Genomic DNA, 15,932 nt, shown 5'->3' with positions numbered 1-15,932 from the left:
ACACCGAAAGCCCCGCCCTCGATGGTCAGCCTACCGCCGTTTCGGCGCATTCCCCCGGATCCTTGGCCAATTCTCAGGTTCTGAGCCAAATGGGCCAGGGTAGACCAGGTTTCGTTGCAATCACGTTGTGTCGGACACATTGTTCCCGCGTCGTGACCGGAGTCGTATCCGTGTCGTCACATGGCCCTTTCGAGGCAACCGAGCGGTAGCCTGAAATCCATGAATCCGATTGTCACACGGTTGATGTCGACGGTCGCCGGCCAGCTGGGCCACCCCAGCGGCACCCTCGGCAAGGTGGTCGCCCGCGTGCTCAACCGAGGCAACCGCCCCCTGATCGAGGCCGCGGTCACCGCCGCCGAGGTCACCCCCACCGACGCGGCCGCCGATATCGGCTTCGGCGGCGGCATCGGCCTCACGCTGCTGCTGGGCCGGGTCGGTACCACCGGCACCGTGACCGGAGTCGAGCTCTCCGCGGACATGCTGTCCCGGGCCCGCGCCGAGTACTCGGCCGATCTGTCCTCCAAGCGATTGCGCCTGGTCGAGGGATCGCTGACCCAACTCCCCCTGGCCGACGACTCGCTGGACGCCGTAATCACCTGCAACACCATCTATTTCGTGCCCGAGTTGGACGCGGCCTGCACCGAGCTGGCTCGCGTCCTGAAGCCCAAGGGCCGCTTGGTGATCGGCATCGGCGACCCGGACGGGATGGCGAAAATGCCTTTCACCTCTTACGGATTCACGCTGCGACCGGTCGCCGAGGTCCGTGCGGCGCTGGAGCGGGCCGGCCTCACGGTCGATCAGCGTGAGATCACCAACAGGCCGATGACCGGCTACCTGCTCATCGCCCGCCCGGCCTGAATACGACTGGTGCCCCACACCTTTCGACGTGGGGCACCAATGTGGACGACTCAGGGGACGAGGACGTCCAGTACGCCGGGGTGGGCGCGGAAGAGCGCCGGGAGGAGACCGGCCGGGTCGCCGTCCGCGGTGGCGGGTGCGCCGGGGGCGGTGAGACGGATCTCACGGGCCTGGTACTGGACCGCGGCCGGGTGGTCGATGCGCTTGCCGGAGGACAGGGTCGGGAGCAGGCGCAGCATTTCCAGGCGGGACATGGCGCCGACGACGGTGAGGTCGAGCAGGCCGTCGTCGATCCGCGCGTCGGGGGTGATGAGCATGCCGCCCCCGTAGGTGCGGGTGTTGCCGACCGCCACCATGACCGCGTCGAGTTCGAGGACCGTGCCGTCCGGGTGGTCGGGGGAACCGGTCAGTTCGATGCGGTAGGGCACCGCGAGCTTGCCCGCGAGTTCGAGCAGAGCGGCGACGGTGTAGCGCATCGGGCCGTTGGGCCAGCGCAAGGCGTTGGCGCGCAGGGTGACCCGCGCGTCGAGGCCGGTGCCGGTGACCGTGGCGAACCAGATGGCCCGGCCGGACTCCTCGGTCTCGACGGTGCCGAGATCGATGGCGCGGGTGCGCCCGTCCAGGATGGTGGCCACCGCGGCGGCGGTGTCGTCGGGGACGCCGAGTTCGCGGGCCAGGTCGTTGCCGGTGCCGCCCGGGATCAGGCCCAGCGGGATGCCGGTGCCGACCAGGGCCTGCAGCACGACGCCGACCAGGCCGTCGCCGCCCGCGGCGACGACGGCGTCGGGGCGGGCGTCCGGGTCGGCCAGGGCCTTGCGGACCAGCCGCTCGCTGTCGGCGGCGGAGTCGCCGAGGATCTCGGTGACCTGGACGCCGAACTCGGCGAACCGGTTGGCCGCCTCGACAGCGACCATGGCGCCCTTGCCGTGCCCGGACAGCGGGTTGGTCACCAGGGCGATGGAGCGGATGGTTCTCACGGAATCAGCTTCCCAGGGTTGAGGATTCCGGTGGGGTCGACGGTGTTCTTCACCGCGCGCAGCACCTGGACGCCCAGGTCACCGATCTCGTCGGTCATCCACGGGCGGTGATCCGCGCCGATGGCGTGATGGTGGGTGATGGTGCCGCCGGCGGCCACGATGGCGTCGCCCGCGGCCTTCTTGGCCACGGCCCAGCCCGCGATCGGGTCCTCGGCCTGCTTGGCGACGATGGTGAAGTACAGCGACGCGCCGGTCGGGTAGGTGTGCGAGATGTGGCACATGACCAGGGCCGGCTGGCCGAGCGCCTCGACCAGCGCCGCGGTCACCCGCTCCTTCAGGTTGGCGAGATTGCTCCAGGTGGTGGCGGTTTCCAGGGTCTCGCACAGCACGCCCACGTCCAGCAGCGCGTCCCGCAGATAGGGGGCGGCGAAGCGGCCGTGCTCCCATTCCTTGGCCGGGCCCTCGCCCAGCGCGGTGCCGCCGGCGGCGGCCAGCAGGGCGGCGGCCTCGGCGCTGCGGGCGGTCACGTGCGCGGCGGTGCCCTCGAAGGTGGTGACGGCGAGGCAGCCGCCGACGGCCGCGCCGCCGATGTCCCCGGCGCGAGCCAGGTTCAGGCCGGTCTCGGCCTCGTCGGACAGCCGCATGACGGTCGGGGCGGCCCCGCCCTGGATGACCGCGCGCAGGGCGTTGGCGCCGGTGGCGAAGTCGGGGAAGGACCAGGCCTGGTAGCCGGTGGTCTCGGGGACCGGGTGCACGCGCAGGGTGACCTCGGTGATGATGCCGAGCGCGCCCTCGGAGCCGGAGAACAGTTCGCGCAGATCGGGTCCGGCGGCGGAGGCGGGGGCGCGGCCCAGGTCGAGATCGCCCGCGGGGGTGGCGATCCGGAAGCGCTGGATCATGTCGTCGAAGCGCCCGTACCCGGCGGAGGCCTGGCCCGAGGACCGGGTGGCCGCGAAGCCGCCGATGGTGGCGTATTCGAAGCTCTGCGGGAAGTGGCCGAGCGACAGGCCGTGGCGGGCGAGCAGTTCCTCGGCCTGCGGACCGGACAGGCCCGCGCCGAGGGTGGCGGTGCCGCTGATCGGGTCGACGTCGGTGAGGGTGTCGAGGCGGCGCAGGTCGAGGGCGAGGACGGCGCCGAAGCCGCCGCGCGCGGGGTCGAGGCCGCCGACGACGCTGGTGCCGCCGCCGAAGGGGACGACCGCGATGGCGTTGGCGGCGCAGTACTTCAGGACCGCGAGGACCTGGTCGTGATCGGCGGGGAAGACGACGGCGTCGGGCGCGTCCTGTTCCCCGTCGGCGCGGCGGCGCAGCAGGTCTGGGGTGGATTTGCCGCCGGCGCGGAGCAGCCGGTCGCGGTGGTCGATGGAGAGGTGCTCGGCTCCGACCACCGCGACGAGCCCGGCGTGCTGGTCCGGGGTGAGTGCGGAGGCGCGCAGCGGCACGTCGCCCTCATCGCGACGGGTCACCGGCTCGCCGGACACCCCGAAAACCTGCGTGAGCAGTCCCCGGATCTGCTCGGACAGTGGTTTGTGTCCGGCCGGGGAGCCCCAGGCGTCCCACACCATACTCGGGCGGACCTGCGGCTCGCCCGGGTTCGCAGTGGATGCGGAAGCTGCTTGTGTGTCGACCATGCGTTACAGTGTGACATAGAATGTCAAGCAGTAACGGCAACTACTCTCCCATGGTGGCAACCATGAGCTCTACCGAACCATCTTCCGCCGTCGACCGGGCGATCCTGGACGCGGCGCGCGCCTGCGTGGCCGAATTCGGCGTCCGGCGCACCACCCTGACCGAGGTGGCCCGCCGCGCGGGCGTCAGCCGGCCCACCGTGTACCGGCGCTGGCCCGACACCGGTTCCCTGGTGGCCGACCTGCTGGTGCGGGAACTGCGCGAGATCGTCGCCGACACCGCCCCCAGCACCGGCACCGCCCGGGAACGCCTGGTCGGCGCGATCGTCGGCGGCGGCTCCATGATCCGGCGGAACCCGCTGTTCGCCAAGATCTTCCGCGCCGACGCCGACGTCATGCAGACCTACGTCTTCGAACGCCTGGGCCGCAACCAGCGCGCCCTCATCGACCTGTTCGCCGGAGGCATCCGGGAAGGCCAGGCCGACAACTCGATTCGCGACGGCGATCCGGCACACCTGGCCGCCATGCTCCTGCTCATCGCCCAATCCGCGGTCCAGTCCGCGTCCGCCTTCGCCGTGGTGGTCGACAGCGACCACCTCGACGCCGAACTGACCCACGCCCTGCACGGCTACCTCGCACCCGCCCCCGGCGACTCCGGACCGCGATAACGCGTCCGGCGATCGACACCGCACCGAAAGGCCCTGACATGACCAGCAATCCGGCTCCGTCCCATTCCGCGCTCAATCGCGAGCGGCGGCAGCGGGAGCTGACCGCGCTGGGCGACGGGTCCGCGATCGACATGCTGGTGATCGGCGGTGGCATCACCGGTGTCGGTGTGGCCCTGGACGCGGCCGCGCGCGGGCTGCGCACGGTCCTGGTGGAGAAGCACGACTTCGCGTTCGGCACCAGCCGCTGGAGCTCCAAGCTGGTGCACGGCGGGCTGCGGTACCTGGCCAGCGGCGGCGTCGGGATCGCGCACGAGAGCGCGGTCGAACGCGACATCCTGCTCACCCGCACCGCCCCGCACCTGACCCGCGCCCTGCCGCAGGTGGTGCCGCTGCTGCCGAGCATCGGCACGGCGCAGAAACTGCTGGTGCGCACCGGATTCCTGGCCGGTGACGTGCTGCGCCGGACCGCCGGGACCCCGGCCTCGGTGCTGCCGCGCTCGCGACGGGTGGCGGCCGCGGAGGCGCTGCGGCTGGCCCCGACGGTGCGGCGGTCCGGGCTGCGCGGCGGATTGCTGGCCTGGGACGGGCAACTGGTCGACGACGCGCGATTGGTGGTGGCCATCGCCCGCACCGCGGCACGGGAGGGCGCGACGGTGCTGACCCGGGTCGAGGCCGTCGACGTCACCGGCACCTCGGCCACGCTGCGGGACACGCTGACCGGTGAAACCCTGTCCGTGACAGCGCGTTCGGTGGTGAACGCCACCGGCGTGTGGGCCGATCAGGTGGATCCGAGCATCGAGTTGCGGCCCTCGCGCGGCACCCACCTGGTGTTCGACGCGGCCGCGTTCGGCGGCCTGACCGCCTCACTGACCGTGCCGATCCCCGGCAGCACCAGCCGTTTCATCTTCGCGTTCCCGGCCGCGCACAACCGCGTGTACCTGGGCCTTACCGACGAGGAGGCGCCCGGCCCGGTGCCGGACGTCCCGCACGCCACCGACGGCGAGATCGACTTCCTGCTCGACACCGTCAACACCGTGCTGCGGGAGCCGTTGCGCCGCAGCGATATCCGCGGCAGCTTCGCTGGCCTGCGGCCGCTGCTGCGCACCGGCGACGACAGCACCGCCGACATCTCCCGCGAGCACGCGGTGCTGACCTCCCCCACCGGCGTGATCACCGTGGTCGGCGGCAAGCTCACCACCTACCGGAAGATGGCCGAGGACGCGGTGGACGCGGCCGTCGGGCACGCGCGGCTCGCCGCCGCGCCGTGCCGCACTCGCGCGCTGCCGCTGGTGGGCGCGGTCTCCGGTGCGGAACGCGACGCCATCGAGGCCCCGCCGCGGCTGGTCGAGCGCTACGGCAGCGAGGCGGCCGCGGTGCTGGAATTGTCGCGCCGGCATCCGACGCTGGCGGCGGAGGTCGCCCCCGGCATGGATGTCACCGGGGCCGAATTCGCTTACGCGGTCAGCCATGAGGGCGCGCTGGACGAATCCGATCTGCTCGACCGCCGGACCCGGATCGGGCTGGTCGACACCGACCGCAAGGCCGCCGAACCGGCCGCGCTGGCCGCCTTCCTGTAATCCAAAGCCGCCGTCCGGCACGTCTCCGCTGTCCGCCCATACGAGGCGTTTCTCTTGGACGTGCCGCATGGGCGCGAGCAGCAGGCAGGCACAGCGCGGCGATCAGCCGGTGACGGCGCAGCCCGAGCCCGTCGGCAGTCCGGTGCCCACCTGGATGTCGACGTAGGGGAACACATCCGGGGAATCGGCATGGCGCTGCCAGATCTGGAGGCGGTGCGGTCCGGGCGTGGTGGGCGTCCAGCGGGCCTGTGCCAGCGAGCCGGAGGGGTTGGCGACGGCGAAGGGAACGCTGTTGTCGTAGAACACGACCGGGGTGACCGGGTCGTCGACGATCCCGTCGATGTCATAGGAGCAACCGGTCCCGTAGTTGGTGGCGGGGCCGAAGCTGATGCCCGGATCGATGCCGACCCGGGTGCCGGTGGCCTCGGCGGGAGCGGCCAGTGCGGCGAGCGCGGCGACGGTGGCGAGGGTGGCCGCCGAGGCGGTGGTGGTCCTGATGATCGAGCCCGTCATGGTTCGGTCCTCATCGGGTGCCGCCGGAGCCGAATGCCCCGGCACGATGCCTCGATCCTGGCCCCCGGATTGCCGCTTCGTGCCGCATTGTCGCAATCCGCCGATCACGTGTCGCCGCGATCGGCTTGTGGACCTGCCGGATACGCGGCTGTGGTCCGGCCATATGCACGAGTGTGGAACGGTCATATGCTTGGCTGCGATGTTCCGAGCGCGGGGAGAGGCGCGGGCAGAGGGAGGCGCGGATGGGTCGGATTCCGACGACGGTCGGGGTGATACCTGGGGCCGGGCTGGTCGCCCGGTTCGGAAACGTGGTGATCGTCCTGCACGGCGAGAGCCCGTCCACGGACCGCATCCTCGGCGCGGCCGAGACCGCCGCGAACGCGGCCGACCCCGGCATGGCCATCGCCCAGCGCCTGGCCGCCACCGTCTTCACCAGCAGCACCGCCCAGCCCCCGGCCTTCGGGGTGGTCGCCCCCACCGCGGGCGGCATCCTGATCCTGCTGCGCGGCTCGGTCAGCGCCACCGTCGACGGCCCCGAGGGCCACCGCGTCCTCTCCGGTCAACGGGCCATGACCTGGGCCGACGAGATCATTCAGGACCCGATCCGCCGTCTCACCCTGTCCGCCGACCGCGCGACCGGCGAGACCCCGCACAGCGACCTGCGCGCGGGCGTCGTGCCCGGCGGCGGCGTAGTCCTGCACGCGCCCATCTCCGGACTTCCTTCCCAGCGCGGCGGCGACTCACCCGCGAAGGCGGCGCACGCTCCCGCACAGGACTCCGCTCCCCCGCAGAACCGCGCCCCCGATCAGCGGCCCCTGGCCAAATCCGGCCCGGCGACACAACACCCGTCAGGTCCGGTCGTCGCGTCCGGTCCCGCCTCGGCGTCGAGCCCTGCCATCCAGCGCGGGTCCACACCGCCTCCCACCCAGCACGCCGCCGCGCCACCCACCCCGCACGCGCAGGGGCCAGGTTCCGAGGCGAATGCGGAGGTGACCCGACGGGTCACACCCACGCAGTCGCAGACCGGCTTCACCCCCGCCCCCTCGGCGGGCGCGGAAGCCGATCGCGGACAGGCGGTTTCCCCGTCGGCGGCCGATTCGATGCCCAAGGCGGGGCCGGTGCATCCCCGGAACGCGGCGACGACTCCGCGAGCCGGTGGCCCGGATATGACGAAGAAGCCCGCGGCCCCGTCGCAGCCCGCCGAGCGGCGGGACGATCGGCCGGATCCGGAGGATCAGCCGCCGACGGCCGCCTATGTCTCGGAGCCCGAGGTCGCCGAGACGCGGGCGGCGGGCACTCCGCCGTCCACGTCCACGCTGGCGGGTCCGGGCGCGTCGCTCACGAGCGCGGAGGGTGAGACCTATCCGCTGGATCGCCCGTATGTGATCGGGCGCGACCCGATGATCGACGAGGCGGTGCGGCGGGCGGTGGCCTCGCCCATCGTGATCGCGCGCGATCGCCACGTGTCCCGGGTGCACGCGCGCGTGTTCGTCGAGAAGGGCCAGGTGTTCGTGCGGGACGCGGGCACACCGGGCGGCACCTATGTGGCGGCGCCGGGTGCGGCGGACTGGGTTCGGGTGGGTCAGCAGCCGATGGAGTTGAAGGCGGGCTGGAGCCTGCGGATCGGCGAGCGGGTGCTCACCTACCGCACGGCGTGAATCTCATTGCAGCGCTGACCAGTCCCCGCGTTGGAGGGCGTCGCGCGCGTTCGGCGGGATCGCGAGGCGGGCGCGGACGGCCTGCTGGGCGGCGGCCACATCGGTCGGGTGGTGGCCGAGGACGATCGCGCCGACCACCCGGCCCTGGGACAGGATCAGGCGCCGGTAGGAGGGCCGCGGCGACCCGTCGACGACGATCACCTCGTCGTGCTGCTCGGGTTCGACCCGGCCGATGCCGAACAGTTCCAGTCCGACGCCCTTGAGGATGGTGGCCGGCGTCTCCGCGGTGAGCACCTGCTGTCCGCCGAGCGCGTTGACGGCGGCGGCCTGCGCCTGTTCGGCCGCGATGGGCCACAGGCCGAGGACGCGGTCGCGGTGTTCGGCGACGTCGCCGGCGGCGTACACGTTGGGCGCGGCGGTACGCATCCGGTCGTCCACGAGAATGCCGCGACGGCAAGGGATTCCGGCGCGCACGGCCAGGTCGGTATTGGGTTTGATACCGGTGGCGGTGAGGAAGACCTCGCAGGGCAGCACGGTGCCGTCTTTCAGAACGACACCGCGAACGGGGTCCGCCCGGTGCCGGTCGACCGCGGATCCACCCGGGCCGCCGGGTCCACCGGGACCGGAATCGCCTGTCAGCGCGGCTGTTTCGGCCCGGTACCGGACTTCGATCCGCGCCCGGGTGAGGTGGTCGGCGACCATGGCGGAGGCGCGCGCGTCGAGCTGCTTGCTCAGCAGCCGGGAACCGCGCTCCAGCACGGTGACCCGTAAACCCAGCTGATGCAGCGCGTACGCGGCCTCGAGCCCGAGCAGGCCGCCGCCCGCGACCACGGCACGGGTGCAGGACCGCTGCTGGGCATAGGCCCGAATGTCGAGCGCGTCCCCGGCTTCCCGAAGCACGAAGCTGCCCGGCCGGTGCAGGCCCTCGATCTCGGGCAGCGCGGCGGACGCGCCGGTGGCGAGGATCAGCCGGTCGTAGGGCAGCACATCGCCGGTGCCGAGGTGCACTCGTTGTGCACGCGGATCCAGGTGTGTGACAAGGGTATTCAGCCACGGTGTGATCCGGTGGTCCTCGTACCACTGCTCGGGTTGCAGATAAAGCCCCTGCATGGCGGAGCGGCCGGGGATGAGCCGGGAGATGCCCATGCGGTTGTAGAAGTCGTGGGATTCCCGCCCGATCAGGTGGATCTCGCAGTCGGGGTGGCCGCGGCGCAGGAAGTCGGCGGCGGTGACGCCCGCGATGCCGGTGCCGATGACGACCAGGCTCACCAGGGAGCGGTCGAAGTGGGCGGGCCGGTCGCCGGTGGCGCGGCCGGGCTGCGGGGTGAGCGAGACGCGCACGCCGCCTTCGTTGATCCGCGCGCAGCAGGCCATGCGGGTGTTGTCGGCGAATCCCAGTCGGCGCAGGGTGTTCTGCTCGTCGCCGGTCGGTGCGCACAGTTTCTCGCCGCCCTCGAGGATGGCGACCGGGTCCGCGCCGCAGACGCCCATGCGGCAGCCCGACTCCAGCGGCAGGTTCGCCTTCTCGGCCAGGTCGAGCAGGCTGACACCGATCTCGGCGGCCACGGTGCGGCCGTCGAACTCCACCGAAGCGCCGGGAGCCGTTGCCTTCTCGGCCTCGCGCGGGCGCGGGAACGGCAGCAGCACGGGTTCGGTGCGCGCCCCGGTGGTGAGCGCGTACTGGAGTTCGCTGACCCGGGTACGCGCCAGGAACAGCAACGTCGCCGCCAGGACGAACAGACTGATCGGCCACCGCAGCCAGGCCACTCCCCCGGCACCGGTGACGGTGGTGAACGCCCCGAGCAGCACCGGCCCCGCGAACCAGTAGAAGCCGTTCAACGCGATGGCCGCGTACACCGCCGACAGCACGGCCGCGCTCACCCCGGTCAGCGCCTCGACCGCGAAGTAGACGCCCACCGCGACCAGCACGGCCGCCCCCAGCGCCAGATACCGTTGCGGCACAGCGACACCCGGATACCCGGCCAGCACCATGAATCCGAGGACGAATCCGGGCAGCGCGGCGGCGAACAGTTTGCGCGGCGCGCTCCAGCCGGGATCCGGGTCGGCCATATCGGCTTGGTAGGCGGCGCGCGGTTTGAAGTCGAAGCAGTTCTTGGCGCAGCCCAGGCACGGCTGACAGTGATTGTTGGCGATGGTGACGAACGGCGTCTGCCCGTAGGCGCGCTGCAACGGGAACAGCGGGCAGATGCTGGAGCACCACCCGCTCTTTCCCTTGAACGCGATGCCACCGGTGAACGCGGCCAGCAGCACCGTGGAAAGCACTATGCCCGTGGCGATTCCGCTGCGATCGAGTCCGGCCACCCGGGATCCGGCGATGCCGAAGAACAGGGCGACCGCGATCAGATACCCGCGCTGCTGCAACCAGGCCGGTGCGGTGGCCCCGCGGGTGAAGCGCAGCAGCCGGGGCAGCTGATTGGTGGCGGCGAGCGGACAGGTGTTGCGCCACAACCCCGGTGCGATCAGGAACAGCCCGGGCAGCAGCGGCACCACGATCTTGAAGAAGACGAACAGCCCGCCCGCCGGCCGCACGAACAGCGTGACGATCAAGGCCAGGTACGCGGTGATGCTCAGCACGCGCACGCCCTGCCAGACCCGCAGCGGGATCCGGCTGGGCAGTTCGGTGAAGGCGGGGAACAGGTTCCGCTGTCCGGTCGGGTCGAGGCCGAGGACCCGGTTGGCGACCGCCACCCAGCCGGGCGGCGGGGTGGGTTCCGCGCCGGGTGGCCGGGGAATCACGCTGGAGGGCCCGAGTACGGTCTCGGATCCGTCGAAGCCGTCGGGTTCGGCGGTGGGCATGTGCAGCACCAGGATCTCGCAGCGTCCCAGCCGCACCACGTCGCCGGTCATCAGTTCGCGCCGCCCGGTCAACGCCACCCCGTTGACGGTGGTGCCGTTGCGGCTCCCCAGGTCGACCACGGACAGCGCGGTCGGTGTGGGCACCAGCCGCAGGTGCTGCCGGGACACCCCGCCGTCGGCGAGCACCTCGTGGCTGCCGTCGCGTCCGAACACGATGGGCCCGTCCAGCATGCGCCGCCGCGCGGGCCGTCCCCATTCGCGGATCTCGATGACCGGCCGACCAGCCATGCTCCCACCCCTTCCCCTGCGCGGCCGCCGATCGCGCCGCGCTCGTGCTTGTATCGCCGATTTCCGGGCTCACCATTACCGTCGAGGCGCGGTGTCCCGCATCCGAACCTGTTCGCGGCGAACCGCGATTTTCAGGCGCGCTCCCGTAGTCGCTGCACCCGCACGTAGCGGTACCGTTTCCCAACCCGTCTGCACCCGGTCGCGAGCGCCAGTCCCGTCACCGCACCGCCTGCGGCACAGGCGATCACGCCGAGCGGGGTGGGTTCCCGCCCGAGCAGCACCCACGCCGCGCCGACGGCGGCCACCCCCAGCAGTCCCATACTGATGGCCAGCCCGACGGTCGACGCGAACCGGGCGCTCCCGCGTCGCAGCGTCCGCGCGTTCGATTCGGCGTAGGCCGCCGCGAACAACAGCAGCAACGCCAGCCCGACCCCGGTGGCCGTGGTGGTCGCGGGCTGCTGTGTCCGCACCCCGAACCGATAGGCGGCCGTCTCGGACCCATTGCGGGACAATGACAATTCCCCGGTCAGCCGTCCGGCGAGGACATACCGGTTCACCGGCGCGGCCGCCTCCCCCGCGCCTCCGGCCAGCGTCGTCTCCTCGCCTCCGGCCCGCAGCCCGAGCACATTCACCGACAGCTTCGCGCCATCGGCCGACCCACCCGACACCGTGATCGGCACCGGCTTGGACAGATCCAGCACCACCGTCTCGGCTGCCGGATCGACCCCGCCGATCCGCACCATCCCCACCGGCGGCGCCTCCCGCCCGACGGCCCCGATCCCGAGCACCGCGGCCCCGCCGGTCACCACCGCCAGCAGCCCCGCCACCAGGAACGGAACCCGCGGCGACGGCAAGGTCACCACCTGCTGCACCGGCACCAGATCCGCCCGCGCCACCTCCACCAACCGCACCCCGCCGTGCTGAATCGGCTCCCGGGGCCGAACCCGCTCCATCGGCTGGGTCGGCCCGAACCCGAGACCCGCGGCCCCGCGTTCGTCTCTCCTTCCGCCACCTCCCGGCCCGGGAACCGGTCCCCCGGGCCTCGGCCCACCATGACCTGAGGGAGGAGCCCCGCCGGGCGCGGGTCCTGGGCCCTGCCCCGCCCGCATCGTCGGCGCCGAGCGTCGATCGGCGGGAGTTGCCGCACGAGTGGCGTCGGGCAGCCGCTGCGATCGGACAGGTTGCGGCCCAGGGGTTATCGGACCGAATCCGGCATCCCGGGTGCGCGCGCCCGGCGGCATGGTTCCCGGCCCGGTTCGCGTCCCCGGGCCGGTGGGCATCCGGGGGCCTGGCTGCGGGGTGAACGGTCCCTGGGGGCCGCGCATCGGGGGTGGGGTGAAGGGGCCCGGGCCCGAGCGCGGGGTGCCCGTGGCCGCGGCGACGATCGTGTCGGCGCCGATGACCGGGATGCCCACGGGGGTGAGCCAATTCGTGCCCCAGAAGTGGGCGGCGGTTTCGGCGATGGCGATGCCGAAGGTCTCGGCGGTGTCGTAGCGTTCGGCCGGGTCGGAGGCGAGGCCGCGCATGACGGCCTCGGCGATGGGGTGGGGGATGAAGGGGGCGACCTCGGTGAGGGGGACGGGGTCGGAGTAGGCGTGGGCGAAGAGCAGGGCCAGCGCGTCGGATCCGGTCGAAAAGGGCAGGACGCCGGAGAGGAGCTGGTAGAGCATGGTGGCGAGGGCGTAGACGTCGGTGGCCGGGGAGAGCCCTTGGCCGCGAACCTGTTCGGGGGCGATGTAGGAGGGGGTCCCGATGATCTCGCCCGCCTTGGTGACCAGGGTGTCCTCGCCGCCGACGATCTTGGCGATGCCGAAGTCGGTGAGTTTGAGCGCCCCGTTGGCGGCGAACATCAGGTTGGAGGGTTTGACGTCGCGGTGCAGGATGCCGCTGCGGTGCGCGGCGTCCAACCCGGCCGCGCAGGACAGCGCGACCGCGACCGCGGCGGTGGCCTCGAATCCCGCGGTGATGAACCGGTTCTCGACGGTCCCGCCGGGCAGGTATTCGAGGACCAGCAGGCACAGGTCGTCGTGTTCGATGTAGTCGTAGACCGGCACCACGTGCGGGTGGTCGAGCGCCGCCATCACCCGCGCCTCGTCGACGAAGCGCCGCCGCACCTGCATATCGTCGGCGAAGTGCGGCGGGATCTGTTTGATGGCGACCCGCCGGTGCAGTCCGCGATGCACCCCCGCCAGCACCACCCCGCATCCGCCGCGCCCGATCTGCCCGCCGATCTCGTACCCGGGCAGCGCGGCCCGCACACGCGCCACATCGGCGTCGCTGAGATTCCCCGCGCTCATCTCCCCGCGCCCTCCGACCGGAATCCGGTCCCACCGGGATCACTGCGTAGCGTCGGCTCGTCGTCGGGATCGGACGTGCCCGGTCGTTGCACACCCGCCGGATACCCGGCGGTCTGCTCACCGGTTCCGGCCGGACTCGCCCCGCCACCGGGCTCGCCGACAGCGGGCGCCCAGCCCGACGGCAGCAGCGTCTCGGCTCCGACCTCCGGTCGCCCACCCGACTGCGGGGAATGCACCGTGGTGGTGGCGTTTTCGCCGGTGTCGGGCAGCATGGCGGAGGCCAGTGGCCCGCCGCCCGGATACGCGCCGCCGAATCCTGACTTCGAGATGCGGGTCGTCTCACCGCTCTGGAACGCGGCGGGATCGGGCGTGGGCGCCGGGGCGGGGCCGCCCGGGAAGACACGCATCGGCCCCTGCGAGGCACCCGGTCCGGGCTGCGCCGCCGTGCCTGACCCTGCGGGCCCATAGGGCACGAATTCCGTTGCCGCACTGGACGTCTGGTTCCGGATATCGAGGTCGGGATAGGTGCCGCCCGGCCCGACCGGCCGCAGGTCGCGGAACGTGCCGCCGTAGGGCGGATTCGGGCCCGCCGGCGCGGCCTGGTGCTCCGGCTCGGGCGGGCCGGGGAACGGCATCGGCGCGCCACTCGCCTGCGGCGCGCCCATCCCGGGCTGCCCGCCGCCGAACGGCACCCCCATTCCACGCGGCGGCGCACCGATCCCGACAGGCGCTCCGATACCGAGGGGCGAGCCGGACCCGGCGGGGAAGCCGCGGGCATCGAGTTCCTGTGCGGCGGCGAGATCTTCGGGATCCAGCCCGAGGTCATCGGATTGCCGTGGCGTGGGCGAGAGGTATCCGGCCAGGAAGAACACGGCCGCGAGCACCCCGGCCAGCGACAACCACAGCACGGTCCCCGGCACCCACCACCGGGCCACCGACCCGGTGAACCCGATCATCAGCCCGATGCCGATGCCGGGCGCGAGCAGCCGCAGCCCGCGCTGCCAGCGGTTGGCCGAGAGCCGTTGGCGCGCAACCGTCAAGGCCGCGTCGGCGATGGCGAGACCGGTCAGGACGGCGATGATGATCCCGAACAGTCCGTACACCGAGGCCAGGGACCCGCGCACGTCGACGACGGTGTGCACGGCGGCCAACGGCTTGCCGTCCTGGCCGATGAGGGTCAGGTCGGAGCCGATCAAGCCGGTCGCCTGCCCGTCCAGTCCGGCCGGATCCAGCCGGTAGGTGAGTTTCTCGGTCTTGCCCGCGCCCACCGTCAATTCGACTGTCGTGGAATAGGAGTAGAAGTTCAGTCCCAGCACGTGCCCGGCGAGGTCGACCCGCCGGATCGACACCGAACCGGACGACTTGTTGGTCACCTCGACGACGACCAGGGACACCTTCTTGGGATCGAGGCGCACCGGATTCCCGGCGTCCGCGCCTCCGATGGCCCGCCCGTCCAGCGTGGCCGTCGCGCTGACCCCGCCCGCCGCGCTCGCGGGCGGGGCCACGAACAGTAGTACGGCGACGGCGAATACGACCGCGGCCAGCCCGGCGTACACCGCCCGGCCCGGTCCCCGCATGCTTCGGGCACCGCGCGCGGTGAGCGGCGGTGCGGTGCGTTCGTTCATCGGGGCCTCCGTGCGGGGAGATGGGAGATCATCCGGTGGCCGTAGAACCAGCCGCCGATGAGCAGGAAGAACACCAGCACCGTCATGGTCGCCGCGCCGCCGCCGACCTGACTGACCAGCACGATGTCCAGGGGCGCGGCCAGCTTCTTGCCGCACTCAGCGGTCACTTGGTGCTGACCGATCTCGGTCCCGCCGGTGGTGAGCGTGGCCTGGAACCCGCCGTCCGCGCCGGCGGTGGTGTCGGCCGCGGCTGCTCCGCCGATCGAAAGCCGCACCGCCGCACCGGGATCACATCCGCTGCCACTGGCCACCACGGGCGCGCCGGGCGGGACCGCGGGCGGATTGAGCTGCAGTCCGGAAACCTGCGGAGCCACAGGCGGCTTGGTCTCGGTAGTCGGCGGTGTGGTGGTGGTCGTGGGCGGCGGTGGCGGTACGGCGGTCGTCACCGAGGTGATGGGCGGCGGATTGCCGCCACCGGTGGCGCATTGACCGTTCGGGGGCTTGACCGAACCGTCGGGACATCTGGGTGGCTGGGTGGTCGGGCAGTCGCCGTTCGCCGGTTTGACCGATCCGTCCGAGCACGTGATCGGAGGATTCGTGGTGGGACAGTCACGATTCGGGGGTTTGGTCGAACCGTCCTTGCATGTCACCGGTGGCGGACAGGTGCTCCCGGCGGGCTTCGTCGTCCCGTCCGAACATCTCTCGGTTGTCGGACACGACCCACCCGCGGGCTTCCAGGAACCGTCCGGGCACCTGGTCGGACACTCCCCGCCCGCGGGCTTCGTCGAACCGTCGGGACACTTCGTCGGGCAGTCCCCGGTCGAGGGCTTCTGGGTACCATCCGGGCAGGTCGGGTGTGCAGGGCACTGGCCACTCGGCGGCTGGACCGAACCGTCCCAGCAGTACGTGATTCTCTTCGACGGGCACACGCCCGACGGGGGTTTCGGAGTGCCGTCATCGCATAACACGGGCTTGTTGCAGTCGGTGCCGCAGCCGTCGCGGGTGCCCGTGTCGTCACAGCTGTGG

Annotated in this window: 11 protein-coding genes; 4 read left to right on the top strand and 7 right to left on the bottom strand. The window is 72.1% G+C overall.

The genetic code is table 11. The features are described from left to right. Nucleotides 1-219: 219 nt before the first annotated feature. Nucleotides 220-858, top strand: coding sequence for a class I SAM-dependent methyltransferase (locus ACQP06_RS08440; protein WP_433671717.1), 639 nt, complete (start codon nt 220-222; stop codon nt 856-858). A 50-nt stretch (nt 859-908) separates the two neighbouring features. Here ACQP06_RS08440 and ACQP06_RS08435 read toward each other — a convergent pair whose 3' ends face one another. Both ACQP06_RS08435 and ACQP06_RS08430 read right to left on the bottom strand, forming a co-directional pair. Further along, the gene (locus ACQP06_RS08435) at nt 909-1,835 is read right to left on the bottom strand and encodes a diacylglycerol/lipid kinase family protein (protein ID WP_433671716.1); all 927 of its coding nucleotides are present in this window, start codon (nt 1,833-1,835) and stop codon (nt 909-911) included. Further along, nucleotides 1,832-3,400: an FAD-binding oxidoreductase gene (locus ACQP06_RS08430; RefSeq protein ID WP_433673270.1), complete on the bottom strand. Its 1,569-nt coding sequence runs from the start codon at nt 3,398-3,400 to the stop codon at nt 1,832-1,834. Before ACQP06_RS08430 ends, ACQP06_RS08435 begins: the two co-directional genes overlap by 4 nt. A gap of 128 nt (nt 3,401-3,528) precedes the next feature. On the opposite strand from ACQP06_RS08430, the gene ACQP06_RS08425 reads away from it, so the two are divergent. Together ACQP06_RS08425 and ACQP06_RS08420 are read left to right on the top strand one after the other, a co-directional pair. Next, a complete protein-coding gene (locus tag ACQP06_RS08425; protein WP_433671715.1) occupies nt 3,529-4,131 on the top strand; it encodes a TetR/AcrR family transcriptional regulator in 603 nt (200 codons plus the stop codon). 38 nt (nt 4,132-4,169) lie between these two features. Beyond that, nucleotides 4,170-5,708: a glycerol-3-phosphate dehydrogenase/oxidase gene (locus ACQP06_RS08420; RefSeq protein WP_433671714.1), complete on the top strand. Its 1,539-nt coding sequence runs from the start codon at nt 4,170-4,172 to the stop codon at nt 5,706-5,708. Nucleotides 5,709-5,810: 102 nt separating this feature from the next. Here ACQP06_RS08420 and ACQP06_RS08415 read toward each other — a convergent pair whose 3' ends face one another. Then, a complete protein-coding gene (locus tag ACQP06_RS08415) occupies nt 5,811-6,221 on the bottom strand; it encodes a hypothetical protein (protein WP_433671713.1) in 411 nt (136 codons plus the stop codon). Between the two features lie 242 nt (nt 6,222-6,463). Here ACQP06_RS08415 and ACQP06_RS08410 point away from each other — a divergent pair, with 242 nt between their 5' ends. Continuing rightward, nucleotides 6,464-7,879, top strand: a complete 1,416-nt coding sequence (locus ACQP06_RS08410; RefSeq protein ID WP_433671711.1) for an FHA domain-containing protein — start codon at nt 6,464-6,466, stop codon at nt 7,877-7,879. 3 nt (nt 7,880-7,882) lie between these two features. On the opposite strand, the gene ACQP06_RS08405 is transcribed toward ACQP06_RS08410, so the two are convergent. The 4 genes from ACQP06_RS08405 to ACQP06_RS08390 form a co-directional block, all read right to left on the bottom strand. Continuing rightward, nucleotides 7,883-10,984 (bottom strand): FAD-dependent oxidoreductase, encoded by a 3,102-nt coding sequence (locus tag ACQP06_RS08405; protein WP_433671709.1) that lies wholly within the window; start codon nt 10,982-10,984, stop codon nt 7,883-7,885. A 131-nt stretch (nt 10,985-11,115) separates the two neighbouring features. Beyond that, the gene (locus tag ACQP06_RS08400; protein ID WP_433671708.1) at nt 11,116-13,281 is read right to left on the bottom strand and encodes a protein kinase domain-containing protein; all 2,166 of its coding nucleotides are present in this window, start codon (nt 13,279-13,281) and stop codon (nt 11,116-11,118) included. Further along, nucleotides 13,278-14,906, bottom strand: coding sequence for a hypothetical protein (locus ACQP06_RS08395; RefSeq protein WP_433671706.1), 1,629 nt, complete (start codon nt 14,904-14,906; stop codon nt 13,278-13,280). The genes ACQP06_RS08400 and ACQP06_RS08395 overlap by 4 nt, the downstream gene beginning before the upstream one ends. Next, nucleotides 14,903-15,280, bottom strand: coding sequence for a hypothetical protein (locus ACQP06_RS08390; protein WP_433671704.1), 378 nt, complete (start codon nt 15,278-15,280; stop codon nt 14,903-14,905). Before ACQP06_RS08390 ends, ACQP06_RS08395 begins: the two co-directional genes overlap by 4 nt. Between the last annotated feature and the right edge of the window lie 652 nt (nt 15,281-15,932).

Origin of the sequence: Nocardia sp. CA-136227 (genome assembly GCF_050955695.1) — a bacterium.
Classification (GTDB): domain Bacteria; phylum Actinomycetota; class Actinomycetes; order Mycobacteriales; family Mycobacteriaceae; genus Nocardia.
The sequence above is the reverse complement of the archived record's forward strand: the minus strand, read 5'-3'. Positions and strand labels throughout refer to the sequence as shown.

What these genes read in the sequence shown, in the direction of transcription:
- ACQP06_RS08440 (WP_433671717.1), top strand. Translation starts at nt 220, where the DNA reads ATGAATCCGATTGTCACACGGTTGATGTCGACGGTCGCCGGCCAGCTG.
- ACQP06_RS08430 (WP_433673270.1), bottom strand. Translation starts at nt 3,400, where the DNA reads ATGGTGTGGGACGCCTGGGGCTCCCCGGCCGGACACAAACCACTGTCC.
- ACQP06_RS08425 (WP_433671715.1), top strand. Translation starts at nt 3,529, where the DNA reads ATGAGCTCTACCGAACCATCTTCCGCCGTCGACCGGGCGATCCTGGAC.
- ACQP06_RS08420 (WP_433671714.1), top strand. Translation starts at nt 4,170, where the DNA reads ATGACCAGCAATCCGGCTCCGTCCCATTCCGCGCTCAATCGCGAGCGG.
- ACQP06_RS08415 (WP_433671713.1), bottom strand. Translation starts at nt 6,221, where the DNA reads ATGACGGGCTCGATCATCAGGACCACCACCGCCTCGGCGGCCACCCTC.
- ACQP06_RS08410 (WP_433671711.1), top strand. Translation starts at nt 6,464, where the DNA reads ATGGGTCGGATTCCGACGACGGTCGGGGTGATACCTGGGGCCGGGCTG.
- ACQP06_RS08405 (WP_433671709.1), bottom strand. Translation starts at nt 10,984, where the DNA reads ATGGCTGGTCGGCCGGTCATCGAGATCCGCGAATGGGGACGGCCCGCG.
- ACQP06_RS08400 (WP_433671708.1), bottom strand. Translation starts at nt 13,281, where the DNA reads ATGAGCGCGGGGAATCTCAGCGACGCCGATGTGGCGCGTGTGCGGGCC.
- ACQP06_RS08395 (WP_433671706.1), bottom strand. Translation starts at nt 14,906, where the DNA reads ATGAACGAACGCACCGCACCGCCGCTCACCGCGCGCGGTGCCCGAAGC.